Source organism: Photobacterium makurazakiensis (assembly GCF_050336715.1).
Classification (GTDB): Bacteria; Pseudomonadota; Gammaproteobacteria; order Enterobacterales; family Vibrionaceae; genus Photobacterium; species Photobacterium makurazakiensis.
In genome coordinates, this window is the sequence record NZ_JAKJSJ010000083.1 from 1 (window position 1) to 24,121 (window position 24,121).

The following is a 24,121-nucleotide window of genomic DNA, read 5'->3' on the forward strand; positions in this document are numbered from 1 at the left end:
ATCAAACTCTTCAATTAGAATTTTTGTGGTCTCTCGACCGGCTCAACGAATACTGATTGAACATCAATAACTAGAAGCTAGTCATGACATTCGAATTGACTGTGCCAAAATAACTTACGTTACTTTGTATTGGTCACTCAGTTCATTGATAAATCTTTTGACTTAACTTTTTCACGAGTGCCCACACAGATTGCATGGTCAAATTGTTAAAGAACAAACTGATTGGTTAGCGGCTTAAGTTGCCGTGCTCCGTGTCAGTGAGGTCGCATTATAGAGAGATTGACTCGGTTGGCAAGACGAATTTTCAAAAAAAAACACAAGTGAACACTTTCTGAGCGATAAGCTAAAAATAGAATAGTAAGGGTGCAATATCAGCCTCTGTAACCCCAATCATGAAGAGATCTAACTTCAGTTCGATAATGGCAGCACGAAAACAAGAAGTAGAAGAGTAAATAATAATTCATGAATTTCAAATAAAAAAAAGCCGAGTCATAGACTCGGCTTCTTCTTATTTAACGCACTATTGCTTATTCAGCAGCAGCTTCTTCCTGAGATTCAGGACGATCTACTAGCTCAATGTAAGCCATAGGGGCTTTATCACCAGTACGGAAACCGCATTTCATAATGCGAGTGTAACCGCCTGGACGCTGAGCGAAGCGTGGACCTAATTCGTTAAATAGTTTCGCTACTACTTCGTTATCACGAGTACGTGCGAATGCAAGACGACGGTTAGCAACACTGTCGGTCTTAGCTAGGGTAATCAATGGCTCAATTACGCGACGCAGCTCTTTTGCCTTAGGCACGGTAGTCTTGATAAGTTCGTGACGTACCAAAGAGCCAGCCATGTTGCTGAACATCGCTTTGCGATGGCTGCTGTTGCGGTTGAGTTGACGACCACTCTTACGATGGCGCATGACCTAATCCTTCTAACTAGATATCAGTAACTATTAATCTTCAGCAATTGATGCTGGCGGCCAGTTTTCTAAGCGCATGCCTAGAGAAAGACCACGTGATGCCAGCACATCTTTGATTTCTGTCAAAGACTTCTTACCAAGGTTTGGCGTTTTAAGAAGCTCAACCTCAGTACGCTGAACGAGATCACCGATGTAATGGATCGCTTCTGCTTTTAGACAGTTAGCAGAGCGAACAGTTAGTTCAAGATCGTCTACAGGACGCAGTAGGATCGGATCGAACTCCGGCTTCTCTTCTTTTTCTTCAGGAACACGTACATCTCGAAGATCTACGAATGCATCCAGTTGCTCAGCTAAAATAGTAGCTGCACGACGGATAGCTTCCTCTGGATCAAGAGTACCATTGGTTTCCATATCGATAACAAGCTTGTCAAGGTCAGTACGTTGTTCTACACGTGCTGCTTCAACTGCGTATGCGATACGGTCAACTGGGCTGAAAGTTGAATCAACTAACAGACGACCAATTGGACGCTCATCTTCTTCTGTGTGAATACGAGCAGACGCTGGTACATAGCCACGACCACGTTCTACCTTGATGCGCATGCTGATTTCAGCATGATCATCAGTTAGATGGCAGATTACGTGCTCTGGGTTCGCAATCTCAACATCACCGTCGTGGGTGATGTCACCTGCAACAACAGGGCCTGCACCAGATTTGTTCAGAGTAAGGATAACTTCGTCTTTACCCTCAACCTTAATGGCTAGACCTTTAAGGTTTAGAAGGATCTCAAGAACGTCTTCCTGTACTCCTTCTTTGGTGCTGTACTCGTGTAACACACCATCGATTTCAACTTCAGTTACGGCACAACCCGGCATTGAAGATAATAAAATACGACGTAGAGCGTTACCAAGAGTGTGGCCGAAACCACGCTCAAGTGGCTCAAGAGTTACTTTTGCATGCGTCGTGTTAACTTGTTCAATATCAACAAGACGTGGCTTAAGAAATTCTGTTACAGAACCCTGCATTGTGTCCTCTCTTAACTATAGCTTTACTTAGAGTAAAGCTCGACGATCAGGTGTTCGTTGATGTCGGCAGACAAATCAGAACGTTCTGGAAGACGCTTAAACGTACCTTCCAATTTGCTGTTATCTACTTCGACCCAAGTCGGTAGTTCACGCTGAGTAGCAACTTCAAGAGCTGCTTTAATGCGTGCTTGGTTCTTAGCTTTCTCACGAATGCTAACAACGTCGTTTGCCGCTACCTTGAAAGAAGGAACGTTTACGACTTGACCGTTAACTAGGATCGCTTTGTGGCTTACTAGCTGACGAGATTCAGCGCGTGTAGCACCAAAACCCATACGGTAAACTACGTTATCTAGGCGACCTTCAAGAAGCTGAAGCAGGTTTTCACCTGTGTTGCCTTTAAGGCGAGCAGCTTCTTTATAGTAGTTACGGAATTGCTTTTCCAGTACGCCATATGTACGACGAACTTTCTGCTTCTCACGAAGCTGAACGCCGTAGTCAGATAAACGACCGCGACGTGCGCCATGCATGCCCGGTGCATTATCAATTTTACACTTGGTATCAATCGCGCGTACACCAGACTTAAGGAATAAGTCAGTACCTTCGCGACGGCTAAGCTTCAGCTTAGGACCCAAATATCTTGCCATGTTCTTTCTCCAGTTTTCCTAGAAACGAAACGTTATACGCGACGTTTCTTAGGTGGACGACAACCGTTATGAGGGATCGGAGTCGCATCAACAATGTTAGTGATACGGAAACCCGCTGCGTTTAGAGCGCGGATAGTTGACTCACGACCAGGACCTGGGCCCTTAACCATAACTTCTAGGTTCTTAACGCCATATTCTTTGGCCATTTCACCACAACGCTCAGCAGCAACCTGTGCAGCGAACGGAGTAGATTTACGAGAACCGCGGAAACCTGAACCACCTGCAGTAGCCCAAGATAGAGCGTTACCCTGACGGTCAGTAATGGTCACGATTGTGTTATTGAAAGAAGCATGGATGTGCGCAACGCCATCTGCTACTTGCTTGCGTACGCGCTTACGCGCGCGAGTTGGTTGTTTAGCCATTGTACTCTACCTTTCCCGACTATTTCTTGATCGGCTTGCGCGGACCCTTACGGGTGCGAGCGTTGGTTTTAGTACGCTGTCCACGTAGTGGTAGACTGCGACGATGACGAAGACCACGGTAACAACCAAGGTCCATAAGACGCTTGATGTTCATGGAAACTTCACGACGTAGATCACCTTCTACAGTGTATTTAGCTACACCATCACGCAGTAGATCGATCTGCTCTTCAGTTAGTTCACTGATCTTAACATCTTCAGCAATACCCACTTCAGCTAGGATAGCCTGAGAGCGAGTTTTACCAATGCCGTAGATCGCAGTAAGTGCGATTACAGAATGCTTTTGATCAGGAATGTTAATGCCTGCAATACGGGCCACTATTCACTCCTAGTACTTTTCAAGAATAACCGCTGCAAAGCCCGTCGAGGATACGCAGCGGTGGAACAATTCTTTTGCACACACAAAAGATTGGTTGGCTAATTTAGCCAACCTACCTTCAATTTGCAAGAAATATTTCTGCTAATTAGCCTTGGCGTTGTTTATGCTTTGGCTCACTGCAAATTACACGCACAACACCGTTGCGCTTGATAACTTTACAGTTACGGCAGATTTTCTTAACGGAAGCACGAACTTTCATTGCTAAACTCCGTAAATGGGTTAACCAATCTTAGCGGTTTGAACCTTTAAGATTAGCCTTTTTCAAAACAGACTCATACTGTTGAGACATCAATTGTGTCTGAACTTGAGCCATGAAGTCCATAATAACTACAACTACAATCAGTAGTGATGTTCCGCCAAAATAAAAGCGAACATTCCATGCAATCATCATAAACTCGGGGATCAGACAGATAAAGGTAATATATAACGCACCTGCTAATGTCAGACGAGTCATTACTTTATCTATATATTTCGCGGTCTGCTCACCCGGGCGAATACCAGGTACGAACGCACCAGACTTCTTCAAGTTGTCAGCTGTCTCGCGAGGGTTAAACACCAACGCGGTATAGAAGAAACAGAAGAAAATAATCGCAGCAGCATAAAGCATCACATATAGTGGCTGACCTGGGCTAAGGGCAAGTGATACATCACTCAACCAACCAAGGTTCTCATTCTGACCGAACCACTGTGCCAGCGTTCCCGGAAACAGAATAATGCTTGATGCAAAAATCGCTGGAATAACACCTGCCATATTAATTTTTAATGGTAGGTGTGTGCTTTGCGCAGCAAAGACACGACGACCTTGTTGACGTTTGGCGTAGTTAACGACGATTCGACGTTGACCACGTTCCATGAACACAACAAAGTATATTACAGCGAATGAAATTACCGCAATTAGTAGTAGAAGAAGTACGTGCAATTCACCTTGACGCGCTTGCTCCACTGTCTGTCCAATAGCAGGTGGCAAACCTGCAACGATACCTGTGAAAATAATCAAAGATATACCGTTACCAATGCCGCGCTCAGTAACTTGCTCACCTAACCACATTAAGAACATGGTACCGGTAACCAAACTTACTACCGCAACAAAGTAGAATCCAAGCCCAGGATTAATCACTAGGCCAGGAAGCATACTTGGTAACCCCGTTGCAATACCAATTGCTTGGAAGGTTGCCAAAACAAGCGTGCCGTAACGGGTGTACTGGCTAATCTTACGACGACCAGACTCCCCTTCCTTCTTCAACTCGGCTAAAGCCGGGTGAACAACCGTTAGCAACTGGACAATAATTGAAGCCGAAATATACGGCATAATGCCCAACGCTAATATGGAAGCACGCTCAAGTGCACCACCAGAGAACATGTTAAACAGTTCAATGATGGTACCCTTTTGCTGTTCGAACAGATCGGCAAGTACAGCAGCGTCAATACCAGGAATAGGCACAAAAGAGCCCGCTCGGAAAATTAAGATAGCACCTAATACGAATAGCAGGCGAGTCTTAAGCTCTGCTAGGCCACCTTGTGCACTACGAAAATCTTGTCCTGGTTGTTTAGCCATCTGTACCTCATCCTCGAGTTAATTATTCCTCGATTTTACCGCCTGCAGCTTCGATTGCAGCTTTAGCGCCTTTAGTTACGCGTACGCCTTTAACTGTAACGATGCGAGCGATTTCACCAGAAAGTACAACTTTCACGAACTTAATGTCCTTAGTGATTACATTCGCAGTCTTTAGAGTTTCAAGACTTACTACGTCACCTTCAACTTTCGCTAGCTCAGCTAGACGAACTTCAGCTGTTACAAGGCTCTTACGAGAAGTAAAACCGAATTTTGGTAGACGCTGTTTCAAAGGCATTTGACCGCCTTCAAAACCAGGGCGTACAGAACCACCTGAACGTGATTTCTGACCTTTGTGACCACGGCCACAAGTTTTACCCAGACCTGAGCCGATACCACGGCCTACACGCTTAGCAGTTGGCTTTGAGCCAGCTGCTGGCGATAGAGTATTCAAACGCATTCTGATTACTCCTCTACTTTAACCATGTAGTAAACTTTAGCGATCATGCCGCGTACGCAAGCAGTATCTTCAAGTTCAACAGTGTGGTTGATGCGACGAAGGCCTAGGCCACGCAAAGTAGCTCTGTGCTTCGGTAAACGACCGATAGAACTCTTTGTTTGTGTTACTTTAATAGTATTAGCCATGTCGATCACTCCAGAATTTCTTTAACAGAAAGACCACGCTTAGCAGCGATCATTTCTGGAGAGTTCATTCCACTTAAACCATCAATTGTTGCGCGAACAACGTTGATTGGGTTAGTAGAACCGTATGCTTTAGCTAGTACGTTACGGATACCCGCAACTTCTAGCACTGCACGCATTGCACCACCGGCGATGATACCAGTACCTTCTGATGCAGGTTGCATGTACACTTTAGAACCAGTGTGGCGACCTTTAACAGCGTGGTGAAGAGTACCTTCGTTTAGTGCAACAGTAACCATGTTACGACGTGCTTTTTCCATCGCTTTCTGGATTGCAGCAGGAACTTCACGTGCCTTACCGTAACCAAAACCGATGCGACCGTTACCGTCACCAACCACTGTTAGTGCAGTAAAACTGAAAATACGTCCGCCTTTAACCGTCTTAGATACACGGTTAACAGCGATCAGTTTTTCATTCAAATCTGATTGTGTTTTTTCGTTAGCCATCTTCCGCCTACCTTAGAATTTCAGACCAGCTTCACGAGCAGCTTCTGCTAGAGCAGCTACACGGCCGTGGTATTGGAAACCAGAACGATCGAATGCAACATTAGAGATGCCTTTTTCAATCGCGCGCTCAGCAATAGCTTTACCTACAGCTGCAGCAGCGTCTTTGTTACCAGTACTCTTAACCTGTTCGCGGATCGCCTTTTCTACGGTAGAAGCGGCAGCGATAACCTCAGAGCCATTTGGTGCGATTACCTGAGCGTACACGTGACGTGGAGTACGGTGTACAACTAGGCGGTTTGCGCCCAGTTCAGCAATCTTACGACGTGCTCGGGTCGCACGACGGATACGAGATGCTTTCTTATCCATAGTGTTACCTTACTTCTTCTTAGCTTCTTTAGTACGCACGATTTCATCGGCGTAACGAACACCTTTACCTTTATAAGGTTCAGGGCTACGGTAAGCGCGAATATCAGCCGCTACTTGACCAACAACCTGCTTATCAGTACCAGTTAGTACGATTTCAGTTTGTGAAGGACATTCAGCTTTGATACCTGCCGGTAATTCGTGCTCAACTGGGTGAGAGAAGCCTAGAGTAAGCGCTACAGTATTGCCTTTAACAGCAGCACGGTAACCTACACCCTTCAAAGTAAGCTTCTTAGTATAGCCTTCAGTAACACCAACAACCATGTTGTTAACTAGTGCACGAGCAGTACCTGCTTGAGCCCAAGCCTTATCGAATCCTTCACGAGGACCGAAAGTGATGGTGTTTTCTTCCTGGGACAATACAACTGCTTCATTGATAACGCGAACTAGTTCGCCTTTACCAGCTTTAACAGTGATTTCCTGACCGTTGAGTTTAACTTCTACGCCGGCAGGAATAACTACTGGTGCTTTTGCAACACGAGACATTTCCTACTCCTATTATGCTACGTAGCAGATAATCTCACCGCCAAGACCCGCTTTGCGAGCAGCGCGGTCGGTCATAAGACCCTTGGAAGTGGATACAACAGCAATACCAAGGCCACCCATCACTGATGGTAGAGCATCTTTTTTCTTGTAGATGCGCAGACCAGGACGTGATACACGTTGGATTTGCTCGATAACTGGGGTAGCTTCGAAGTACTTAAGAGTAACTTCTAGCTCAGGCTTAACTTCACCAATTACAGTGAAATCAGCCACGAAACCTTCTTCTTTAAGAAGAGCTGCGATAGCAACTTTCATTTTAGAAGATGGCATTTTAACAGCAACTTTTTGCGCTGCCTGACCGTTACGAAGACGGGTCAGCATATCCGAGATCGGATCTTGCATGCTCATAAGTCAATACTCCGTGATTCTAAATTGGCAACTGATTACCAGCTAGCCTTACGCAGACCCGGAATCTCGCCTTTCATGCAAGCTTCACGAACCTTGATACGGCTTAAACCGAACTTACGTAGGTAGCCGTGTGGACGTCCAGTCTGGTGACAGCGATTACGCTGACGAGACTTCGCAGAATCACGTGGTAGTGACTGAAGTTTAAGCACTGCATTCCAGCGATCTTCTTCAGACGCATTCACGTCGCTAATTAGAGCTTTAAGTGCCGCACGCTTTTCAGCGAACTTTACTGCTAGCTTGGCACGTTTAGCTTCGCGTGCCTTCATTGATTCTTTAGCCATTAGTAACCCTTACTTTTACTTACGGAATGGGAAGTTAAAAGCAGATAGTAGAGCATGAGCTTCTTCATCAGACTTAGCAGAAGTTGTGATTGTGATATCAAGACCACGTACACGATCTACTTTATCGTAATCGATTTCTGGGAAGATGATCTGCTCACGAACGCCCATGCTGTAGTTACCACGACCATCGAAAGATTTCGGGTTTAAACCACGGAAATCACGAATACGAGGTACAGCAATAGAAATTAGACGCTCAAAGAAATCCCACATGCGTTCGCCACGTAGAGTTACTTTACAGCCAATAGGGTAGCCCTCTCGGATCTTAAAGCCAGCAACAGACTTACGAGCTTTAGTGATAAGCGGCTTCTGACCTGCAATAGCAGTCATGTCAGCAGCAGCATTCTCTAGAAGCTTCTTGTCGTTGATCGCATCACCAACACCCATATTAAGTGTGATTTTTTCGATCCTTGGGACTTGCATGATACTCTGGTATTCGAACTTCTCAGAAAGTTCTTTAACTAGAGTCTCTTTGTAGTAATCATGCAGTTTCGCCATAGTACTACTCCAAAAATTACTTGATAGTTTCGCCAGTCGATTTGAAGAAACGAACTTTTTTGTCGTCTTCGAATCGGAAGCCTACACGGTCCGCTTTACCTTCACCGTTAACGATGGCAACATTTGAGGCGTCGATCGCAGCTTCTTGCTCTACGATGCCACCCTGAACACCCATTGCCGGAACCGGCTTCTGGTGTTTCTTAACCATGTTGATACCTTCAACGATAACTTTACCGGTTGCTAGGACCTTAGTTACCTTACCTTTCTTACCTTTATCTTTACCAGTAAGAACGATAACTTCGTCGTTACGACGGATTTTAGCTGCCATTTTAGTCGCTCCTTACAGTACTTCAGGCGCTAGTGATACAATCTTCATGAACTTGTCATTACGAAGCTCACGAGTCACTGGGCCAAAAATACGAGTACCGATTGGTTGCTCACTTGTGTCGTTCAACAATACGCAAGCATTACGGTCAAAGCGAATGACAGAGCCGTCTGGACGACGAACGCCTTTACGGGTGCGAACAACCACCGCCTTCAGTACATCACCTTTTTTAACTTTACCGCGAGGAATTGCTTCTTTCACAGTAATCTTGATGATATCACCGATGTGTGCATAACGGCGGTGAGAACCACCCAGAACCTTAATACACATTACGCGACGAGCGCCGGAGTTATCGGCTGCGTCAAGCGTACTTTGCATTTGGATCATGTTAGTGCTCCGCTTATTTAAAAATCTAGACCCATTGTCGAGTCGGTAGCCTTTTCTTCAAAGGCGGCGAATAATAACACCATTTCCGACCAATGGATAGACAAAAAATAAACGGCCCCAAGTTTTTTTCAGGGCCGCTCTATTATATCGTAGCTAAGTTCGCTTAAACGCGAGCTTTTTCTACTACGCGTACCAGTGTCCAAGACTTAGTCTTTGACATTGGACGACATTCACGAATTTCAACTGTATCGCCTTGGCTACACTCGTTGTTTTCGTCATGTGCGTGAAGTTTAGTCGTGCGTGTGATGTACTTACCGTAGATTGGGTGTTTCACCTTACGCTCGATTGCAACAACAATAGACTTATCGCCTTTGTCGCTAACAACACGACCAAGCTGAGTACGAATTTGTTCGCTCATTATGCGTCAGCCTTCTCAGTCAAAACGGTTTTAACACGTGCGATATCGCGACGTACTGCTTTAAGAGTGTGAGTCTGCTGTAGTTGACCAGTAGCAGCCTGCATGCGCAGGTTAAACTGTTCACGTAGCAAGTTCACAAGCTCAGCATTCAGCTCTTCAACGCTTTTAGCGCGCAGATCTTGTGCGTTCATCACATCACCGCCTTAGTTACGAAAGTAGTCTTGATTGGTAGCTTACGTGCAGCAAGGTTAAATGCTTCACGTGCTAGTTCTTCAGGAATACCATCCATCTCGTAAAGAACCTTACCAGGTTGGATTTGAGCAACCCAGTACTCAACGTTACCTTTACCTTTACCTTGACGAACTTCAAGAGGCTTAGATGTAATTGGTTTGTCTGGGAAAACACGAATCCAGATTTGGCCTTGACGTTTGATATGACGAGTCATAGCACGACGTGCAGCTTCAATCTGACGAGCAGTAAGACGACCACGGCCTACCGCTTTAAGACCAAATGTACCGAAGCTTACATCAGTACCGTTCGCTAAACCGCGGTTACGACCTTTGAAAGTCTTGCGGAATTTAGTGCGTTTTGGTTGCAGCATCAATAAACTCCTTATTTACGGCTTTTGCGCTGCTTCTTCGGCTTGTTATCAGCCTTAGGCTCTGCAACTGGCATACCGCCTAGAACTTCACCTTTGAAGATCCAAACTTTAACGCCGATTACACCGTATTGGGTGTGAGCCGAAGAAGTTGCGTAATCAATGTCAGCACGAAGAGTGTGTAGAGGTACACGACCTTCACGGTACCACTCTGAACGTGCGATTTCAGCGCCGCCTAGACGACCACCTACTTGAACTTTGATACCTTTAGCGCCAAGACGCATAGCGTTTTGAACTGCACGCTTCATAGCGCGACGGAACATAACACGACGCTCTAGCTGAGACGAAATGCTGTCTGCAACTAGTTGACCGTCAAGTTCTGGCTTACGAACTTCAGCGATGTTGATCTGAGCTGGAACACCAGCGATCTTAGACACGCGAGCGCGTAGCTTTTCTACGTCTTCACCTTTCTTACCGATAACTACGCCTGGACGAGCAGTGTGAATAGTCACACGGATACTCTTAGCAGGACGCTCGATAACGATACGTGAAAGAGACGCTTTTTTCAGTTCTTTAGTAAGAAACTGACGTACCTTGAAGTCGCCGTCTAGGTTGTCAGCGAACTCTTGGCTGTTAGCAAACCAAGTGGTATTCCAAGGCTTAACGATGCCAAGGCGAATACCATTAGGATGTACTTTTTGACCCATTGCTTTCTCTCCTAGTTAGCGATCTGCTACAACAACAGTGATGTGGCTAGAACGCTTCAAGATACGATCGGCACGGCCTTTAGCACGAGGCATAATGCGCTTCATGGTAGGACCTTCATCAACGAAGATTTTTGCAACATTAAGATCATCAATGTCTGCGCCTTCGTTGTGTTCTGCGTTAGCGATAGCAGATTCTAGAACTTTCTTAATTAGATCAGCAGCTTTCTTGTTGCTGAACTGTAGAATTTCTAGAGCTTGAGCAACTGGCTTACCGCGCAGTTGATCTGCAACCAAACGAGCTTTCTGCGGCGAAATGCGAGCAAAGCGATGTTTAGCGATAGCTTCCATTACTTACTCCTTAGCGCTTCTTAGCTTTCTTATCCGCAGCATGACCGCGGTAAGTACGTGTTGGTGCAAATTCGCCTAGCTTGTGACCGATCATTTCTTCAGAAACGAAAACAGGAACGTGCTGACGACCATTATGGACAGCGATGGTCAAACCGATCATCTGAGGGATGATCATTGAGCGACGGGACCAAGTCTTAACAGGCTTTTTGTCTCCGCTTTCCAACGCTTTCTCTACCTTCTTCAGCAAGTGCAGGTCAATGAAAGGACCTTTCTTGAGAGAACGTGGCATGGCGTATCCTCTTTATAATTACTTATTACGACGACGTACAATGTACTGGTCGGTACGTTTGTTCTTACGAGTCTTGTAACCCTTAGTTGGAACACCCCAAGGTGAAACAGGGTGACGGCCACCAGATGTACGGCCTTCACCACCACCATGTGGGTGATCAACTGGGTTCATTACAACACCACGGACAGTTGGACGAACACCGCGCCAGCGTGAAGCACCAGCTTTACCTAGCTCACGTAGCATGTGTTCAGCGTTACCAACTTCACCAAGGGTCGCACGACCTTCAGAAAGAACTTTACGCATTTCGCCAGAACGTAGACGTAGAGTCACATAAGTGCCTGCACGTGCAATGATCTGAGCGTAAGCACCAGCTGAACGAGCCAGCTGAGCACCTTTACCAGGTTTAAGTTCAACACAGTGAATAGTTGAACCTACTGGGATGTTGCGCATTGGTAACGTGTTACCAACTTTGATCGCAGCATCTGCACCAGACTGGATTGAATCACCAGCTTGGATGCCTTTAGGTGCGATGATGTAGCGGCGCTCACCATCTGCGTAAAGTACTAGTGCAATGTTTGCACTACGGTTTGGATCGTATTCTAGGCGCTCAACTTTCGCTGGGATACCATCTTTAGTACGCTTAAAGTCGATTAGACGGTAATGTTGTTTATTACCACCACCGATGTGACGTACTGTGATACGACCGTTGTTATTACGACCACCAGTCTTAGATTTTTTCTCTAATAGTGGTGCGTACGGCTTACCCTTATGCAGGTCAGAGTTAACCACTTTAACAACGTGGCGACGACCTGGGGAAGTCGGCTTACATTTTACAATAGCCATTCTTCTTTGCTCCTAGCCTTACTCTGCACTACCAGCGAAGTCGATGTCTTGACCTTCTTTCAAGATAACGTACGCTTTTTTCCAGTCGCTACGACGGCCTTGGCGCATACCTTGACGTTTGGTCTTACCCTTGGCTACAAGAGTATTTACAGACTTAACTTCAACCTCGAACAGTTTTTCAACTGCTGCTTTGATCTCTTTCTTTGTTGCTGTCATCGCTACTTTGAAAACGATAGTGTTACCGTTTTCAGCAGCCATGGTCGCTTTTTCAGAGATGTGCGGAGCACGTAGAACTTTTAAAATACGCTCTTCAGTGATCATGCTAGCATCTCCTCAACTGCTTTAACTGCTGCTGCAGTCATCACAACTTTATCGAAAGCAATCAAGCTAACTGGATCGATTGCCGCTGCATCACGTACGTCTACTTTATATAGGTTACGTGCTGCAAGGAATAGATTCTCATCTAACTCGCCAGTTACGATTAGTGCATCAGTTAGCTCAAGCTCATTAAGCTTAGCAACTAGTGCTTTTGTTTTTGGTGCTTCTACAGAGAAGTCATCAACAACGATTAAACGCTCTTGACGTACTAGCTCAGAAAGAATGCTCTTCATAGCACCACGGTACATTTTTTTGTTAACTTTTTGGCTGTGGTCCTGTGGACGAGCAGCAAAAGTTACACCACCAGTACGCCATAGCGGACTGCGGATTGTACCTGCACGAGCGCGGCCTGTACCTTTCTGGCGCCATGGTTTAGCACCACCACCAGAAACGTCAGAACGAGTCTTCTGAGCACGTGTACCTTGACGAGCACCTGCTGCAAAAGCAACAACTACTTGGTGTACAAGCGCTTCATTGAAGTCACGCCCAAAAGTAGTTTCGGAGACAGTTAGCGCGTCAGCGCCTTTGACTACCAATTCCATTACCAACTCCTCGACGTTACGCTTTAACAGCTGGTTTAACGATCACGTTGCCGCCTGTAGCACCTGGTACTGCACCTTTAATAAGAAGCAGATTGCGCTCAGCGTCAACACGTACGATCTCTAGGTTTTGAGTCGTTACACGCTCAGCACCCATATGACCAGCCATTTTCTTGCCTTTAAATACACGACCTGGAGTTTGACATTGGCCAATTGAACCCGGTGCGCGGTGAGACAAGGAGTTACCATGGGTCATGTCTTGAGTACTGAAATTCCAGCGCTTAATAGCACCCTGGAAACCTTTACCCTTCGATGTACCAGTAACGTCTACTTTTTTAACTTCATTGAAAAGTTCAACATTTAGCTCAGCGCCAACTGCAAACTCTTCATTATTATCTAGACGGAATTCCCAAAGACCGCGACCCGCTTCAACACCAGCTTTCGCAAAGTGGCCAGCTTGTGGCTTAGAAACACGGTTAGCTTTCTTAGTACCAGTAGTTACCTGGATTGCGTTGTAGCCGTCAGTTTCTACAGATTTAACCTGAGAAACGCGGTTAGCTTCAACTTCAACCACAGTTACTGGGATAGAAACGCCATCTTCGGTAAATACGCGGGTCATGCCCACTTTACGACCGATTAGACCAATCATTCTCTTATCTCCCCATTAACCTAGGCTGATCTGGACATCAACGCCAGCAGCTAGATCTAGACGCATAAGAGCATCAACAGTCTTATCTGTTGGCTCAACGATGTCGATAAGGCGCTTGTGAGTACGGATTTCGTACTGATCACGTGCGTCCTTATTAACGTGCGGAGAAACAAGAACAGTGAAGCGTTCTTTACGAGTAGGTAGAGGGATTGGACCCTTAACCTGCGCGCCAGTACGCTTAGCTGTTTCAACGATTTCCGCTGTAGACTGATCGATCAAACGGTGATCGAACGCCTTAAGACGGATACGAATACGTTGGTTCTGCATGAGACAGAGCTCCAATAATAAAAATTACACAAACAATATCGCCACCCATGCTCGTAAAGACGAGAGAATGTCGATTGATTTATGTGAACGTAGTATCCCTATCGGATACATTGTCAGTCAATTTAATGACTGCGAACATAAGTCAGAGTATACATTTCAAGTTGCTATGCAACTTCTTCCTCAATGCTTATTGGTTCACAACTGCAGTTACAAGACCTATATTGGCTTAGGCAGTGGCGAGCATTATACAGATCACAGTTTTGAACGCAAGCCTTGTCGGAAAAATAATCACTGCTTCATTAGAGGGGAAAATATGGTAGGAAGGCAAGGTACGAAACAACGGCTACCCTGCCCTATAATACAAACGGTTACTCGTCATCGTCGACAATTTGGGCCTGATTGTAATTGGCGATACCCATTTTCTCGATTAAACCGAGTTGCGTTTCAAGCCAATCAACATGCTCTTCTTCATCCGACAAGATCTCCTGAAATAAATCACGTGAGACATAATCATGAACATCTTCGGCGTAAGCTATGGCATCGCGTAAGTCTGGGATCGCCGCCATTTCTAAAGCCAAGTCACATTCGAGCATTTCTTGGGTATCTTCACCAATATTCAACTTACCCAGATCTTGTAGGTTAGGCAGGCCTTCCAAAAAAAGTATCCGTTCAATCAAGTGATCCGCATGGTTCATCTCGTCGATTGATTCATGGTATTCCTTATCAGCAAGATGCTTAAGCCCCCAATCCTTATACATTCGGGCATGAAGAAAATACTGATTAATGGCAACAAGTTCATTACCTAGGATTTTATTGAGGTGCTGGATGATTTTTGGATCGGCTTTCATTGCGACACACTCCTCTGTCAGTTCTTTAAAGGATAGAACCGATTACAAGAGTGTCAAAAGCGTATGGGTTAAATTAACCCGCTTTCTTAAATTGCATCGAGACCGTTTGCTCGATTATGACCTTTGCTTGACGAATACATTTACCGCACTGAGATCCAAGAGGCGTTACTTGACGAATACCACGGATATCCTGAATACCATGCTGCTGAGTTAGTTTCATGATTTTCTTATCACTAATTCCATGACAAAGACAAACGTACATCTCTATTTCACTCTTTATGTTTAGTGATACAAATATAAACAGGAATCGTTTTCATTACCAGTTGATATTCATTCTTAACTATAACGTTTTAACCTTGAAACTGAGTATATATAGCCAATAAGAATATGGTGACTAACATGTATGAAAAAGAAGGCGAAAAATAAGAGGTAGAATTGAGTAAGGAAAGATAATGCAAAGGGAGATATGTTTTTTATATAAACAAAAAGGGAGCCGAAGCTCCCTTTTCAGTACGTAGTTTGTACTAAATGTTATTAAGCAACGATAGTTGCAACAACACCAGCACCAACAGTACGGCCACCTTCACGGATAGCAAAACGTAGACCTTCGTCCATCGCGATAGGTGCGATTAGAGTAACAGTCATAGAGATGTTATCACCAGGCATTACCATTTCTACGCCTTCAGGTAGTTCGATAGTACCTGTTACGTCAGTYGTACGGAAGTAGAACTGTGGACGGTAACCTTTGAAGAAAGGAGTGTGACGACCGCCTTCATCTTTAGAAAGAACATAGATTTCTGAAGTGAAAGTAGTGTGTGGAGTGATTGAACCTGGCTTAGCAAGAACTTGGCCACGCTCAACTTCGTCACGCTTAGTACCACGTAGAAGAACACCAACGTTCTCACCAGCACGGCCTTCGTCAAGAAGCTTACGGAACATCTCAACACCAGTACAAGTAGTAGTGGTAGTTTCTTTGATGCCGATAATTTCTACTTCGTCACCAACGTTGATGATACCTTGCTCAACACGACCAGTTACAACAGTACCACGGCCTTGGATTGAGAATACATCTTCGATTGGAAGGATGAATGGTAGATCGATTGCACGCTCTGGCTCTGGGATGTAGTTATCTAGAGCTTCAGCTAGTTCAACGATTTTTTCTTCCCACTGAGCTTCACCGTTAAGTGCGCCTAGAGCAGAACCCATGATTACTGGGCAATCATCACCTGGGAATTCGTACTCAGAAAGAAGTTCACGAACTTCCATCTCTACTAGTTCTAGTAGCTCTTCATCATCAACCATGTCACATTTGTTCATGAATACGATGATGTAAGGGATACCAACCTGACGACCAAGAAGGATGTGCTCACGCGTCTGTGGCATAGGACCATCAGTTGCAGCAACAACTAGGATACCACCATCCATTTGAGCAGCACCAGTGATCATGTTTTTAACATAATCGGCGTGTCCTGGACAGTCAACGTGTGCGTAGTGACGAGTTGGAGTATCGTACTCTACGTGAGAAGTAGAGATTGTGATACCACGCTCGCGCTCTTCTGGAGCGTTATCGATAGATGCGAAGTCTTTAGCGTCACCACCGTACACTTTTGCAAGCGTAGTACAGATAGCAGCAGTAAGAGTTGTTTTACCGTGGTCAACGTGGCCGATAGTACCAACGTTAACGTGCGGTTTTACGCGTTCAAATTTTTCTTTAGACATGGATAGTCCCTCTAGGCACGGTATTTGGTGGCATTACGACCACACAACCAATCATGGGTTTGTAGAGTATATATCAAAAGGATTGAACTGACTTGAAGAGAGAGAGTGGTGCTAATAGGCGGAGTCGAACCGCCGACCTCACCCTTACCAAGGGTGCGCTCTACCAACTGAGCTATATCAGCACACAAGAAATGTGGAGCGGGCAGCGGGAATCGAACCCGCATCATCAGCTTGGAAGGCTGAGGTAATAGCCATTATACGATGCCCGCGAAACTCGTCACTCGTTAAGCTATTTCAATCATTTGAAAATGGTGGAGGGAGATGGATTCGAACCATCGAAGGCGGAGCCGTCAGATTTACAGTCTGATCCCTTTGGCCACTCGGGAACCCCTCCAAATTGTTTCTACACTTTCACTCATTTAGGAGAAAGTGGTGCCGACTACCGGAATCGAACTGGTGACCTACTGATTACAAGTCAGTTGCTCTACCTACTGAGCTAAGTCGGCCCAAGTGCTGCGCATTCTAGAGAACTATCGAAAACCTTGCAATACCTTTAAGCAGTTTTTTTTCCGACTTTCCTTTTCTCGTCGAAAAAAACACCATTATCGGCATTTTGCATACAAAGCAAGACCTTCCAGTACCAAGTCTGAACGATGATTAAAGCGCTTACCCCATGAAATAGGTAAATGGCGAACCCCGCCACCACACAAGATCACTTCCGGTTCAGTTTTCAACCGTTCTCGAGCTTGAGATAGACCAAATTCAATTAAACCAACCAAGGCTGCACGGCAACCATTTTTTAAACCATCGGCAGTATTATCAGCAAAAACAAGTTCATCATTATGATCTCGGTCAGAAAATACCTTTGTTGTGTTTTCCAACACCGATTTCATCATCAGTTGATACCCAGGTGCAATCCATCCACCTAGATGCTTACCCTCTTCAGACATTACATCAAAGGTAAGCGCAGTACCGATATCCACTATCACTGTTGGTTTTTTGAACTCTTGTCGAATCGCAACGAGAGTAAGCCAACGATCAACCCCTAGATACTGGTATTCGCTATAAGCGTTTTTTACACCAAAATCTTTTTTGAGCGTTTTAACTTGTAGGACAGGAATATTCGCCAATTGTGAAATACGCTGAATTGAGTTATCAACTTCAACGGGACCAACGCTGGCAAAAACAATTCTGGTAACTCCTTTCTCCAGTAACGGCTCAAGTACCATCTCAAGTTTACGGCTCGGGTAGCGGCCTAATAATTCAAAATTACCGCTGTCATATAAGTGGGCAACTTTGACATAGGTGTTGCCCGCTTCAATCAAAATTTGCATTAACAACCTCTAAGGCTGATTTCTCCGCCGAGGTAAGGCGTAACGACCCCCTCGGTTTCAAGTAACAACGCCCCTTGATTATTGATACCACGGGCAATTCCTTCGACCACGCGTTCACCAATCAATAATTTAACAGGGCGATCCAAAAAGTTATCTAGTCGATTCCAGCGCTCTGTAAAACCATCGAGCCCCAACACCTCATACTCAGCTAATGTCAGCTGCAATCGATGAATTAGAGTCGCAGCTAATATATTTCGGTCTGGAAGTGTATGGCATGCTTGTGACAAGTTAGTCCAAGCTTGGTCGATTCCAGCACCTTCTTGTTCCGGCATAGCAATATTTAATCCCATGCCAATGACTAAATGGGCAGCTTCTCCCGCTTGCCCTGTCATTTCAATCAAAATGCCAGCCATTTTCTTATCATAGTGATAAAGATCATTTGGCCATTTTACTCGAATACCCTCAGCACCTAACGATTCCAAGGTCTCTGCAATGGCAACACCAACAACTAGGCTCAAGCCCATAGCCGCAGCCATACCTGCATCTAAACGCCAGTACATCGATAAATATAAGTTACTGCCAAATGGTGAAAACCATTGACGACCTCGCCGGCCTCGACCCGCTTGCTGATATTCGGCAATACATGTTGCCCCTGAAGGTAATTGACCTACTTTATCTAACAGGTACTGATTCGTTGAATCAATTACAGGGATAACATCTAAGCTTTCGCACTTTACATTAGCCAGAATCTTATCGCAATCAAGGAGTTCCAGTTTTGCAGAGAGACAATAGCCTTTTCCCTGCACTCGGTAAACATCCACCCCCCAAGATTGCAAAACCTTGATATGCTTACTTATTGCAGCTCGTGATATCCCAAGCTCAACCCCCAATACTTCCCCTGAATGGAAACCACCATCAGCTAATAACCCAAGCAATGCTAATCGGGTTGTATGCTCTCTCATTGAGCTAACTCCGTAATAAGTATTTCATCTGAGGACGACATAAAGCGCACTTCATGCTCAAGGGTTATAGCAAATGCGGATTCAACAGTCTGTATAACATGCAACGCTAAAGCGATAATATCGCCAGGTGATGCTCGATGGTAATTCACCAAGACAAGAGCTTGTTGGTCATGTACCCGAGCACCGCCAACTTGAAAGCCTTTTAAACGACATTGATCAATCAACCAGCCCGCAGCCACCTTCATTTTTCCATTGGGTTGTGAGTAGACCGGAATAGTCGGATACTGAGAAATCAGCCTAGACGCTTGTTCTGCTGAGATAATCGGATTTTTAAAAAAGCTCCCAGCATTCCCCATTAGTGCGGGATCTGGCAATTTACTGCGCCTAATGGAGCATACTTCATCAAAAATATTACTCGCAGTGGCTGTATTCGGGTCAAACTTCGCTAACGGTCCATAACTGGTATTTGGTCGCCATGCTTTTGTTAACTCAATCCCTACGGCAATAATCGCATGTGAATTTTTCAGCTGATGCTTAAAAATAGAGTCTCGATAACCAAACTCACATTCATCCGCATTTAAGCGCTGCCTCAATCCAGTCTCAAGCTCAATGATATCGACATATTGGCAGACATCTTTTAACTCAACACCATAAGCGCCGATATTTTGAATCGGAGACGACCCAACGCAACCTGGGATCAATGCCAAATTTTCCAACCCCGGCATTCCTTGCTCAACCGTCATTTTTACAAGTTGATGCCAATCCTCACCAGCACCAATATGTAAGTGAAATGAAGATTCGGTCTCGGTAATATCAATACCTTTGATACGATTAAGAACAATCAAGCCTGAGTATTCTTCACAGAAAAGAAGATTACTACCTTGCCCTACGATAAGTTTAGGAACTGTTTGATAACACTTACTCTGCCAGATAGATGCCAATTCATCTGCGGTTTCAGCCTCGACAATTTGCTTAGCTTTAACATCAATACCAAATGTATGAAAAGGCGCTAGCGACCTATCCTGCAAAACTTTCATGCTATTTCTAACCCATTCCTTTTATACTAAGGGTTGCATTTTAACTGATTCAATCACACGACGCAGTGTTTTAACAATGAACGATTTCAGATTTCACCCTTTAGAACCATTACGATTTCCTCTAATTAACCGTTTATATAAAGCCCACTATCCCGCAGGCAAAGCTAAAAAAGATGAAGTCATATGGATTGGAGAAAATGATAATGGCATTCAATGTTGCGTAAGATTCAAGCAATTTGATAATTATCAACTATTAACAGGGATGCTTGTTCATCCAGCTCTGCGAGAAATAGGGGTTGGGCAACAATTAATACAAGCTTGTAAATTACAGATCAGTCAAAAACGATGCTTTTGTTTTGCATTTTCACATCTTGAAAATTTTTATCAGCGGGCTGGCTTTCAATCTATCTCTGATAGCGATCTACCAGAGTCATTGAAAGGCCGAATTGAACGTTACCGCCAATCGGGTAAAACGCTTATTCCAATGCAGTTCGTACACTAATTTACACTTAATTAAGTCATCCGTGACAGAAGCCAGTACAGGTATAGATGGACTACGCCTTTTTTCTGTTATAATTGCACCCTTAATTCACCGACTCCTCCTAATATAGGTCGCGTAAACGAGGCGATAATGGATTCAGCTATTGCTAACAAGCAACGCATTGAGCAACTGCCGTGTATTGCACACAAGCCAGAAGATTTAGAGACACTTCTTGATGCAGGATCGTTCCGTGAACGTCTACACACAGAGATCTCCAACGCTACTAAACGCATTTATTTAGTTGCCCTATATCTACAGGACGACGAAGCTGGCCGAGATATTCTGACCGCTCTCTATGACGCTAAACAACTCAATCCTGATCTTGATATAAAAGTCCTTGTCGACTGGCATCGAGCTCAAAGAGGGTTAATTGGCGCCGCACAGTCTGATGGTAACGCTGCACTTTACCGCGAATTTTCAGAGCGATATGAACATCAAATCAATGTTCTTGGTGTTCCTGTCCGTAATCGTGAAGTATTTGGTGTCCTTCACCTTAAGGGCTTTGTCGTCGACGACAAAGTTATCTACAGTGGTGCAAGCCTTAATGATGTCTATCTTGCACAACACCAGCGTTATCGTTATGACCGCTATCACGTAATTCATAACGCACAGCTTGCTGACAGCATGGCAAACTTTATCGTCGAGACTCTCGTTAACAGCGAGGCAGTTAATTGCCTAAGTCAAAACAAGCGACCAGAGACCAAGTCTCTAAAAGGGGCGATTAAAGATCTTCGCCATAAGCTGCAACGAGCTAGCTATCAGTTTGTACCTGAAACCATTTCCAAAGACGAGGTTGGTTTAACGCCGCTTGTTGGGCTAGGTAAACGTAAAAACAAGCTAAACCAGCATATTTGTACACTCGTTGCGAGTGCTAAAACTGAGCTTACTATTTGCACCCCTTATTTTAACTTCCCAAGAAGCATTAGCCGTGAAGTAAAAAGGGCGTTACGCCGAGGTGTTAAAGTCACAATCATCGTTGGCGATAAAACAGCGAATGATTTCTATATTCCACCCAGTGAGCCCTTTAAAACCATTGCAGGTTTACCATACCTTTATGAAGTGAATCTACGCAACTTTGCCAAGCAAAATGAAGCCTCCATGGCTCGTCGTCAACTTGCTATCCACCTATGGAAACATAATGACAATAGCTTCCATTTAAAAGGTGTCTGGGTAGATCGTAGCTATATGCTGATCACGGGGAACAACCTAAACCCAAGAGCGTGGAAACTTGATCTTGAAAATGCCATTTTGGTTCATGATAAAAACCAATTGCTTGCAGATCAGAAGCAGCAAGAGCTTGATTGTATCCTTAGTCATACACAACTAATTGGCTGCTATAAGGACATAGATAAAATTGATGCTTATCCAGCCCCGGTCAGAAAGCTAATTAAGCGTATTCGTCGAATTAAAGCAGATCATATACTTAATCAGATCCTCTAGGAACAAATATGACTATCGCCGCTATTGATGTTGATCCTCAAAAGACATTTACTCCACTATGCCCTAACGAGTTACCGGTTAATGACGGCGATACAATTGGTCCCGCGTTAAACGCTCAAGCTTCCCTTGCTGATTACCGTGTACTGAGTAAAGATGCACATCCCCAAGGAGCTGTATGGGCCGTTGAGACACATGATGAAATGCTGAAGCCTCTCGACTTTCCTAACGCAGATCTTACTTGGGTTAACCATGCAATTCCAGGGACAAAGGGATTCGAAGTGATCCCTCAGCTTCCATCAACCACCGAGTATGATCATGTTATATGGAAAGGGATCGAGCCTGATCTTCACCCATATGGTGCTTGCTATCATGATCTTAATGAGAAGCTCAGTACTGGCCTTATCGAATGGTTGTTAGCAAAGCACGTTACAACGATTCTTGTTGGCGGTCTTGCTACAGATTATTGCGTGAAGACAACAGCACTTCAGCTGCAAGCGACGGGATTATTCAAGGTAATTGTGAATCTTGAAGCTTGTCGAGGACTCAGTGACAACACTACGAAGAAAGCTTGTGAAGAAATGCTAAATGCCGGTATTTATATCGCAGACAATCTTAAAAATGTAAGATCTTATCTATAACTTCATTGCGTGAGCTTCTCAAAAGAAGCTCACACTAATTATCATCCAGCCAGATTCCAATTCCCCCCCTCATTTTAGTAACCCGCTATACCTCTAATACCCAATAGTCTAAAAATATGAGCTAATTCTCACACCTAAAATACAATAGTAATGCTACGGATAGTCTTAAATTATCGCGTCAAAGCTATTCGAATGAAGATGTAGTTAACTACATCAAGAAGGGTGTTCTGCGCTGAGATCACTAAATTTCAGCAAGTCAGTCGAACTCGCGTTAATAATGGTTCCGTATTTTTTGGAGAAGATAAAGATGGATTACAAAAGAGCCCTCAAACAGAAAAACCGAGCTTTTTGATACGAAAAGAACGAAAACAGCGAACTGACTGACAAAAAGCCGTTTGAATGCTGAAGGGGGGGACATACTGACTCTGTAGCCGATACGATGATTCTAGCAATACCTGCCCTATTGCTCTAAATTGATAGAGCTGGCATGGAGTTGGATGTGACAATCGACTCTTCAAGCTATATACCCAAGAGAAGTGATAAGCCTGACCAATTAATCTTAAAGATTGCTATTAGACGTAGATAAGCCCAAAGGATAGAGATACTAAACCCGAGTCGTTACACTCGGGTTTAGTATAAGTGACGGAGCGGCCGGGCTGGCGCACCAGCGGGACTCATTCGCCTGCAAGGCGAACATATCCGGCAGACGTAAAAAAGCCTGAGTCTTTCGACGGGGACGCCTAGTCTTGGGCTATTTGGCGTAGGCCAAACATTGTTTACTGATACAAAAAAGCCTCAGCATTTCTGCTGAGGCTTTCGAAGAAGTGGCGGAGCGGACGGGACTCGAACCCGCGACCCCCGGCGTGACAGGCCGGTATTCTAACCAACTGAACTACCGCTCCACACGGACATGGATGTTGCCATCACATGCGATTTCCATCGTTCAATATGAAAATCTAAATTGGGAGCCTGGCGATGTCCTACTCTCACATGGGGAAACCCCACACTACCATCGGCGCTATTACGTTTCACTACTGAGTTCGGCATGGGATCAGGTGGGTCCATAATGCTATGGTCGCCAAGCAAATTCTGTTTTATTCACCGCCCTCAGGCAGTCAATAAGCAATCTGGGAAAATCTGACTAGTTTCTCAAACACCATTCAAGTGTTTCGTGGAGTCCGTGACCTACAAGGATGTAGGAAATACTGATAATCGTCTGGAACGATGTCAGTACAAAACCCCTTGGGTGTTGTATGGTTAAGCCTCACGGGCAATTAGTATCAGTTAGCTCAATGCCTCGCAGCACTTACACACCTGACCTATCTACGTCGTAGTCTCCAACAACCCTTTAGGATACTTAAAGTATCAGGGATGACTCATCTCAGGGCTCGCTTCGCGCTTAGATGCTTTCAGCGCTTATCGATTCCGAACTTAGCTACCGGGCA

Annotated in this window: 37 protein-coding genes, 5 tRNA genes and 2 rRNA genes; 3 read left to right on the forward strand and 41 right to left on the reverse strand. The window is 44.8% G+C overall.

The annotated features are described in order from the left end of the window. Nucleotides 1-527 precede the first annotated feature (527 nt). The 38 genes from rplQ to murB all read right to left on the reverse strand — a co-directional run bounded on the left by rplQ (nucleotide 528) and on the right by murB (nucleotide 20,057). A complete protein-coding gene (gene rplQ, locus L4D09_RS25955) occupies nucleotides 528-914 on the reverse strand; it encodes a 50S ribosomal protein L17 (RefSeq protein WP_428460451.1) in 387 nt (128 codons plus the stop codon). Nucleotides 915-947: 33 nt separating this feature from the next. Then, complete coding sequence (locus L4D09_RS25960; RefSeq protein WP_428460452.1) at nucleotides 948-1,937, reverse strand: DNA-directed RNA polymerase subunit alpha; 990 nt, start codon at nucleotides 1,935-1,937, stop codon at nucleotides 948-950. 23 nt (nucleotides 1,938-1,960) lie between these two features. After that, entirely contained in the window at nucleotides 1,961-2,581 is a 621-nt protein-coding gene (rpsD, locus tag L4D09_RS25965; protein WP_428460453.1) for a 30S ribosomal protein S4, read from the reverse strand. A gap of 32 nt (nucleotides 2,582-2,613) precedes the next feature. Next, nucleotides 2,614-3,003, reverse strand: a complete 390-nt coding sequence (gene rpsK / locus L4D09_RS25970; protein WP_005370963.1) for a 30S ribosomal protein S11 — start codon at nucleotides 3,001-3,003, stop codon at nucleotides 2,614-2,616. 19 nt (nucleotides 3,004-3,022) lie between these two features. Next, nucleotides 3,023-3,379 (reverse strand): 30S ribosomal protein S13, encoded by a 357-nt coding sequence (gene rpsM / locus L4D09_RS25975; RefSeq protein ID WP_107349869.1) that lies wholly within the window; start codon nucleotides 3,377-3,379, stop codon nucleotides 3,023-3,025. 145 nt (nucleotides 3,380-3,524) lie between these two features. Beyond that, nucleotides 3,525-3,638, reverse strand: a complete 114-nt coding sequence (gene rpmJ / locus L4D09_RS25980; protein ID WP_000868186.1) for a 50S ribosomal protein L36 — start codon at nucleotides 3,636-3,638, stop codon at nucleotides 3,525-3,527. A 30-nt stretch (nucleotides 3,639-3,668) separates the two neighbouring features. Next, the gene (gene secY / locus L4D09_RS25985) at nucleotides 3,669-4,994 is read right to left on the reverse strand and encodes a preprotein translocase subunit SecY (RefSeq protein ID WP_428460454.1); all 1,326 of its coding nucleotides are present in this window, start codon (nucleotides 4,992-4,994) and stop codon (nucleotides 3,669-3,671) included. Nucleotides 4,995-5,016: 22 nt separating this feature from the next. Continuing rightward, complete coding sequence (rplO, locus tag L4D09_RS25990) at nucleotides 5,017-5,451, reverse strand: 50S ribosomal protein L15 (protein WP_428460455.1); 435 nt, start codon at nucleotides 5,449-5,451, stop codon at nucleotides 5,017-5,019. Between the two features lie 5 nt (nucleotides 5,452-5,456). Continuing rightward, nucleotides 5,457-5,636 (reverse strand): 50S ribosomal protein L30, encoded by a 180-nt coding sequence (gene rpmD, locus L4D09_RS25995; RefSeq protein ID WP_428460456.1) that lies wholly within the window; start codon nucleotides 5,634-5,636, stop codon nucleotides 5,457-5,459. Nucleotides 5,637-5,641: 5 nt separating this feature from the next. After that, a complete protein-coding gene (rpsE, locus tag L4D09_RS26000) occupies nucleotides 5,642-6,139 on the reverse strand; it encodes a 30S ribosomal protein S5 (protein WP_428460457.1) in 498 nt (165 codons plus the stop codon). 12 nt (nucleotides 6,140-6,151) lie between these two features. Then, nucleotides 6,152-6,505, reverse strand: coding sequence for a 50S ribosomal protein L18 (gene rplR, locus L4D09_RS26005; RefSeq protein WP_428460458.1), 354 nt, complete (start codon nucleotides 6,503-6,505; stop codon nucleotides 6,152-6,154). 9 nt (nucleotides 6,506-6,514) lie between these two features. After that, the gene (gene rplF / locus L4D09_RS26010; protein WP_428460459.1) at nucleotides 6,515-7,048 is read right to left on the reverse strand and encodes a 50S ribosomal protein L6; all 534 of its coding nucleotides are present in this window, start codon (nucleotides 7,046-7,048) and stop codon (nucleotides 6,515-6,517) included. Between the two features lie 12 nt (nucleotides 7,049-7,060). Further along, nucleotides 7,061-7,453, reverse strand: coding sequence for a 30S ribosomal protein S8 (rpsH, locus tag L4D09_RS26015; protein ID WP_428460460.1), 393 nt, complete (start codon nucleotides 7,451-7,453; stop codon nucleotides 7,061-7,063). Nucleotides 7,454-7,488: 35 nt separating this feature from the next. Continuing rightward, nucleotides 7,489-7,794, reverse strand: a complete 306-nt coding sequence (gene rpsN, locus L4D09_RS26020; RefSeq protein ID WP_428460461.1) for a 30S ribosomal protein S14 — start codon at nucleotides 7,792-7,794, stop codon at nucleotides 7,489-7,491. Between the two features lie 15 nt (nucleotides 7,795-7,809). Then, on the reverse strand, nucleotides 7,810-8,349 hold the full coding sequence (gene rplE, locus L4D09_RS26025; protein WP_428460462.1) for a 50S ribosomal protein L5: 540 nt from the start codon (nucleotides 8,347-8,349) through the stop codon (nucleotides 7,810-7,812). A gap of 16 nt (nucleotides 8,350-8,365) precedes the next feature. After that, complete coding sequence (gene rplX / locus L4D09_RS26030; protein ID WP_075762917.1) at nucleotides 8,366-8,677, reverse strand: 50S ribosomal protein L24; 312 nt, start codon at nucleotides 8,675-8,677, stop codon at nucleotides 8,366-8,368. Between the two features lie 12 nt (nucleotides 8,678-8,689). Next, nucleotides 8,690-9,061: a 50S ribosomal protein L14 gene (rplN, locus tag L4D09_RS26035; RefSeq protein ID WP_428460463.1), complete on the reverse strand. Its 372-nt coding sequence runs from the start codon at nucleotides 9,059-9,061 to the stop codon at nucleotides 8,690-8,692. A gap of 163 nt (nucleotides 9,062-9,224) precedes the next feature. Further along, a complete protein-coding gene (gene rpsQ, locus L4D09_RS26040) occupies nucleotides 9,225-9,479 on the reverse strand; it encodes a 30S ribosomal protein S17 (RefSeq protein WP_428460464.1) in 255 nt (84 codons plus the stop codon). Beyond that, nucleotides 9,479-9,670, reverse strand: a complete 192-nt coding sequence (gene rpmC / locus L4D09_RS26045; protein WP_047880894.1) for a 50S ribosomal protein L29 — start codon at nucleotides 9,668-9,670, stop codon at nucleotides 9,479-9,481. Before rpmC ends, rpsQ begins: the two co-directional genes overlap by 1 nt. Next, complete coding sequence (gene rplP, locus L4D09_RS26050) at nucleotides 9,670-10,080, reverse strand: 50S ribosomal protein L16 (RefSeq protein WP_428460465.1); 411 nt, start codon at nucleotides 10,078-10,080, stop codon at nucleotides 9,670-9,672. The genes rpmC and rplP overlap by 1 nt, the downstream gene beginning before the upstream one ends. Nucleotides 10,081-10,091: 11 nt before the next feature. Further along, entirely contained in the window at nucleotides 10,092-10,784 is a 693-nt protein-coding gene (rpsC, locus tag L4D09_RS26055) for a 30S ribosomal protein S3 (RefSeq protein WP_428460466.1), read from the reverse strand. A gap of 15 nt (nucleotides 10,785-10,799) precedes the next feature. Continuing rightward, complete coding sequence (gene rplV / locus L4D09_RS26060; RefSeq protein WP_255389251.1) at nucleotides 10,800-11,132, reverse strand: 50S ribosomal protein L22; 333 nt, start codon at nucleotides 11,130-11,132, stop codon at nucleotides 10,800-10,802. Nucleotides 11,133-11,142: 10 nt separating this feature from the next. After that, nucleotides 11,143-11,421, reverse strand: coding sequence for a 30S ribosomal protein S19 (gene rpsS, locus L4D09_RS26065; RefSeq protein ID WP_005302795.1), 279 nt, complete (start codon nucleotides 11,419-11,421; stop codon nucleotides 11,143-11,145). An 18-nt stretch (nucleotides 11,422-11,439) separates the two neighbouring features. Beyond that, entirely contained in the window at nucleotides 11,440-12,264 is an 825-nt protein-coding gene (gene rplB, locus L4D09_RS26070) for a 50S ribosomal protein L2 (RefSeq protein ID WP_428460467.1), read from the reverse strand. Between the two features lie 18 nt (nucleotides 12,265-12,282). Continuing rightward, complete coding sequence (gene rplW, locus L4D09_RS26075; RefSeq protein WP_007469145.1) at nucleotides 12,283-12,585, reverse strand: 50S ribosomal protein L23; 303 nt, start codon at nucleotides 12,583-12,585, stop codon at nucleotides 12,283-12,285. After that, complete coding sequence (rplD, locus tag L4D09_RS26080) at nucleotides 12,582-13,184, reverse strand: 50S ribosomal protein L4 (protein WP_428460468.1); 603 nt, start codon at nucleotides 13,182-13,184, stop codon at nucleotides 12,582-12,584. Before rplD ends, rplW begins: the two co-directional genes overlap by 4 nt. 16 nt (nucleotides 13,185-13,200) lie before the next feature. Further along, a complete protein-coding gene (gene rplC / locus L4D09_RS26085; RefSeq protein WP_428460469.1) occupies nucleotides 13,201-13,830 on the reverse strand; it encodes a 50S ribosomal protein L3 in 630 nt (209 codons plus the stop codon). Between the two features lie 15 nt (nucleotides 13,831-13,845). Beyond that, nucleotides 13,846-14,157: a 30S ribosomal protein S10 gene (gene rpsJ / locus L4D09_RS26090; RefSeq protein WP_107299054.1), complete on the reverse strand. Its 312-nt coding sequence runs from the start codon at nucleotides 14,155-14,157 to the stop codon at nucleotides 13,846-13,848. A gap of 368 nt (nucleotides 14,158-14,525) precedes the next feature. After that, nucleotides 14,526-15,005 carry a bacterioferritin gene (gene bfr, locus L4D09_RS26095; RefSeq protein ID WP_428460470.1) on the reverse strand — a complete coding sequence of 160 codons (480 nt, stop codon included), beginning with the start codon at nucleotides 15,003-15,005 and terminating at the stop codon, nucleotides 14,526-14,528. A gap of 73 nt (nucleotides 15,006-15,078) precedes the next feature. Further along, entirely contained in the window at nucleotides 15,079-15,267 is a 189-nt protein-coding gene (locus L4D09_RS26100) for a (2Fe-2S)-binding protein (protein WP_428460471.1), read from the reverse strand. A 272-nt stretch (nucleotides 15,268-15,539) separates the two neighbouring features. Further along, the gene (tuf, locus tag L4D09_RS26105; RefSeq protein WP_428460472.1) at nucleotides 15,540-16,724 is read right to left on the reverse strand and encodes an elongation factor Tu; all 1,185 of its coding nucleotides are present in this window, start codon (nucleotides 16,722-16,724) and stop codon (nucleotides 15,540-15,542) included. Between the two features lie 106 nt (nucleotides 16,725-16,830). Next, nucleotides 16,831-16,906 (reverse strand) — tRNA-Thr (locus L4D09_RS26110). A 12-nt stretch (nucleotides 16,907-16,918) separates the two neighbouring features. After that, a tRNA-Gly gene (locus tag L4D09_RS26115) sits at nucleotides 16,919-16,993 on the reverse strand. Between the two features lie 40 nt (nucleotides 16,994-17,033). After that, nucleotides 17,034-17,118: transfer RNA gene (locus tag L4D09_RS26120), tRNA-Tyr, on the reverse strand. Between the two features lie 36 nt (nucleotides 17,119-17,154). Next, nucleotides 17,155-17,230, reverse strand: a tRNA-Thr gene (locus tag L4D09_RS26125). A gap of 96 nt (nucleotides 17,231-17,326) precedes the next feature. After that, nucleotides 17,327-18,058 carry a type III pantothenate kinase gene (locus L4D09_RS26130; protein ID WP_428460473.1) on the reverse strand — a complete coding sequence of 244 codons (732 nt, stop codon included), beginning with the start codon at nucleotides 18,056-18,058 and terminating at the stop codon, nucleotides 17,327-17,329. After that, complete coding sequence (gene birA, locus L4D09_RS26135; protein ID WP_428460474.1) at nucleotides 18,058-19,020, reverse strand: bifunctional biotin--[acetyl-CoA-carboxylase] ligase/biotin operon repressor BirA; 963 nt, start codon at nucleotides 19,018-19,020, stop codon at nucleotides 18,058-18,060. The genes L4D09_RS26130 and birA overlap by 1 nt, the downstream gene beginning before the upstream one ends. After that, on the reverse strand, nucleotides 19,017-20,057 hold the full coding sequence (murB, locus tag L4D09_RS26140; RefSeq protein ID WP_428460475.1) for a UDP-N-acetylmuramate dehydrogenase: 1,041 nt from the start codon (nucleotides 20,055-20,057) through the stop codon (nucleotides 19,017-19,019). Before murB ends, birA begins: the two co-directional genes overlap by 4 nt. A 76-nt stretch (nucleotides 20,058-20,133) precedes the next feature. Between murB and L4D09_RS26145 the strand changes: the two genes are divergently transcribed. From L4D09_RS26145 to L4D09_RS26155, 3 genes are all read left to right on the forward strand, one after another. Continuing rightward, the gene (locus L4D09_RS26145; RefSeq protein WP_428460476.1) at nucleotides 20,134-20,559 is read left to right on the forward strand and encodes a GNAT family N-acetyltransferase; all 426 of its coding nucleotides are present in this window, start codon (nucleotides 20,134-20,136) and stop codon (nucleotides 20,557-20,559) included. 129 nt (nucleotides 20,560-20,688) lie between these two features. Further along, a complete protein-coding gene (gene pssA, locus L4D09_RS26150; RefSeq protein WP_428460477.1) occupies nucleotides 20,689-22,038 on the forward strand; it encodes a CDP-diacylglycerol--serine O-phosphatidyltransferase in 1,350 nt (449 codons plus the stop codon). An 8-nt stretch (nucleotides 22,039-22,046) separates the two neighbouring features. Further along, a complete protein-coding gene (locus L4D09_RS26155) occupies nucleotides 22,047-22,676 on the forward strand; it encodes a nicotinamidase (RefSeq protein WP_428460478.1) in 630 nt (209 codons plus the stop codon). Nucleotides 22,677-23,501: 825 nt separating this feature from the next. Here the strand turns inward: L4D09_RS26155 and L4D09_RS26160 are convergent. The 3 genes from L4D09_RS26160 to L4D09_RS26170 all read right to left on the reverse strand — a co-directional run. Next, nucleotides 23,502-23,578 (reverse strand) — tRNA-Asp (locus L4D09_RS26160). 65 nt (nucleotides 23,579-23,643) lie between these two features. Continuing rightward, nucleotides 23,644-23,759, reverse strand: a 5S ribosomal RNA gene (gene rrf, locus L4D09_RS26165). A gap of 170 nt (nucleotides 23,760-23,929) precedes the next feature. Next, nucleotides 23,930-24,121, reverse strand: a 23S ribosomal RNA gene (locus L4D09_RS26170); the annotation flags it as partial.

Bases quoted from the DNA above. Each gene is read 5' to 3' on its own strand.
- rplQ (WP_428460451.1), bottom strand. From the start codon at position 914: ATGCGCCATCGTAAGAGTGGTCGTCAACTCAACCGCAACAGCAGCCAT.
- L4D09_RS25960 (WP_428460452.1), bottom strand. From the start codon at position 1,937: ATGCAGGGTTCTGTAACAGAATTTCTTAAGCCACGTCTTGTTGATATT.
- rpsD (WP_428460453.1), bottom strand. From the start codon at position 2,581: ATGGCAAGATATTTGGGTCCTAAGCTGAAGCTTAGCCGTCGCGAAGGT.
- rpsK (WP_005370963.1), bottom strand. From the start codon at position 3,003: ATGGCTAAACAACCAACTCGCGCGCGTAAGCGCGTACGCAAGCAAGTA.
- rpmJ (WP_000868186.1), bottom strand. From the start codon at position 3,638: ATGAAAGTTCGTGCTTCCGTTAAGAAAATCTGCCGTAACTGTAAAGTT.
- secY (WP_428460454.1), bottom strand. From the start codon at position 4,994: ATGGCTAAACAACCAGGACAAGATTTTCGTAGTGCACAAGGTGGCCTA.
- rplO (WP_428460455.1), bottom strand. From the start codon at position 5,451: ATGCGTTTGAATACTCTATCGCCAGCAGCTGGCTCAAAGCCAACTGCT.
- rpmD (WP_428460456.1), bottom strand. From the start codon at position 5,636: ATGGCTAATACTATTAAAGTAACACAAACAAAGAGTTCTATCGGTCGT.
- rpsE (WP_428460457.1), bottom strand. From the start codon at position 6,139: ATGGCTAACGAAAAAACACAATCAGATTTGAATGAAAAACTGATCGCT.
- rplR (WP_428460458.1), bottom strand. From the start codon at position 6,505: ATGGATAAGAAAGCATCTCGTATCCGTCGTGCGACCCGAGCACGTCGT.
- rplF (WP_428460459.1), bottom strand. From the start codon at position 7,048: ATGTCTCGTGTTGCAAAAGCACCAGTAGTTATTCCTGCCGGCGTAGAA.
- rpsH (WP_428460460.1), bottom strand. From the start codon at position 7,453: ATGAGCATGCAAGATCCGATCTCGGATATGCTGACCCGTCTTCGTAAC.
- rpsN (WP_428460461.1), bottom strand. From the start codon at position 7,794: ATGGCTAAAGAATCAATGAAGGCACGCGAAGCTAAACGTGCCAAGCTA.
- rplE (WP_428460462.1), bottom strand. From the start codon at position 8,349: ATGGCGAAACTGCATGATTACTACAAAGAGACTCTAGTTAAAGAACTT.
- rplX (WP_075762917.1), bottom strand. From the start codon at position 8,677: ATGGCAGCTAAAATCCGTCGTAACGACGAAGTTATCGTTCTTACTGGT.
- rplN (WP_428460463.1), bottom strand. From the start codon at position 9,061: ATGATCCAAATGCAAAGTACGCTTGACGCAGCCGATAACTCCGGCGCT.
- rpsQ (WP_428460464.1), bottom strand. From the start codon at position 9,479: ATGAGCGAACAAATTCGTACTCAGCTTGGTCGTGTTGTTAGCGACAAA.
- rpmC (WP_047880894.1), bottom strand. From the start codon at position 9,670: ATGAACGCACAAGATCTGCGCGCTAAAAGCGTTGAAGAGCTGAATGCT.
- rplP (WP_428460465.1), bottom strand. From the start codon at position 10,080: ATGCTGCAACCAAAACGCACTAAATTCCGCAAGACTTTCAAAGGTCGT.
- rpsC (WP_428460466.1), bottom strand. From the start codon at position 10,784: ATGGGTCAAAAAGTACATCCTAATGGTATTCGCCTTGGCATCGTTAAG.
- rplV (WP_255389251.1), bottom strand. From the start codon at position 11,132: ATGGAAGCTATCGCTAAACATCGCTTTGCTCGCATTTCGCCGCAGAAA.
- rpsS (WP_005302795.1), bottom strand. From the start codon at position 11,421: ATGCCACGTTCTCTCAAGAAAGGTCCTTTCATTGACCTGCACTTGCTG.
- rplB (WP_428460467.1), bottom strand. From the start codon at position 12,264: ATGGCTATTGTAAAATGTAAGCCGACTTCCCCAGGTCGTCGCCACGTT.
- rplW (WP_007469145.1), bottom strand. From the start codon at position 12,585: ATGATCACTGAAGAGCGTATTTTAAAAGTTCTACGTGCTCCGCACATC.
- rplD (WP_428460468.1), bottom strand. From the start codon at position 13,184: ATGGAATTGGTAGTCAAAGGCGCTGACGCGCTAACTGTCTCCGAAACT.
- rplC (WP_428460469.1), bottom strand. From the start codon at position 13,830: ATGATTGGTCTAATCGGTCGTAAAGTGGGCATGACCCGCGTATTTACC.
- rpsJ (WP_107299054.1), bottom strand. From the start codon at position 14,157: ATGCAGAACCAACGTATTCGTATCCGTCTTAAGGCGTTCGATCACCGT.
- bfr (WP_428460470.1), bottom strand. From the start codon at position 15,005: ATGAAAGCCGATCCAAAAATCATCCAGCACCTCAATAAAATCCTAGGT.
- L4D09_RS26100 (WP_428460471.1), bottom strand. From the start codon at position 15,267: ATGTACGTTTGTCTTTGTCATGGAATTAGTGATAAGAAAATCATGAAA.
- L4D09_RS26130 (WP_428460473.1), bottom strand. From the start codon at position 18,058: ATGCAAATTTTGATTGAAGCGGGCAACACCTATGTCAAAGTTGCCCAC.
- birA (WP_428460474.1), bottom strand. From the start codon at position 19,020: ATGAGAGAGCATACAACCCGATTAGCATTGCTTGGGTTATTAGCTGAT.
- murB (WP_428460475.1), bottom strand. From the start codon at position 20,057: ATGAAAGTTTTGCAGGATAGGTCGCTAGCGCCTTTTCATACATTTGGT.
- L4D09_RS26145 (WP_428460476.1), top strand. From the start codon at position 20,134: ATGAACGATTTCAGATTTCACCCTTTAGAACCATTACGATTTCCTCTA.
- pssA (WP_428460477.1), top strand. From the start codon at position 20,689: ATGGATTCAGCTATTGCTAACAAGCAACGCATTGAGCAACTGCCGTGT.
- L4D09_RS26155 (WP_428460478.1), top strand. From the start codon at position 22,047: ATGACTATCGCCGCTATTGATGTTGATCCTCAAAAGACATTTACTCCA.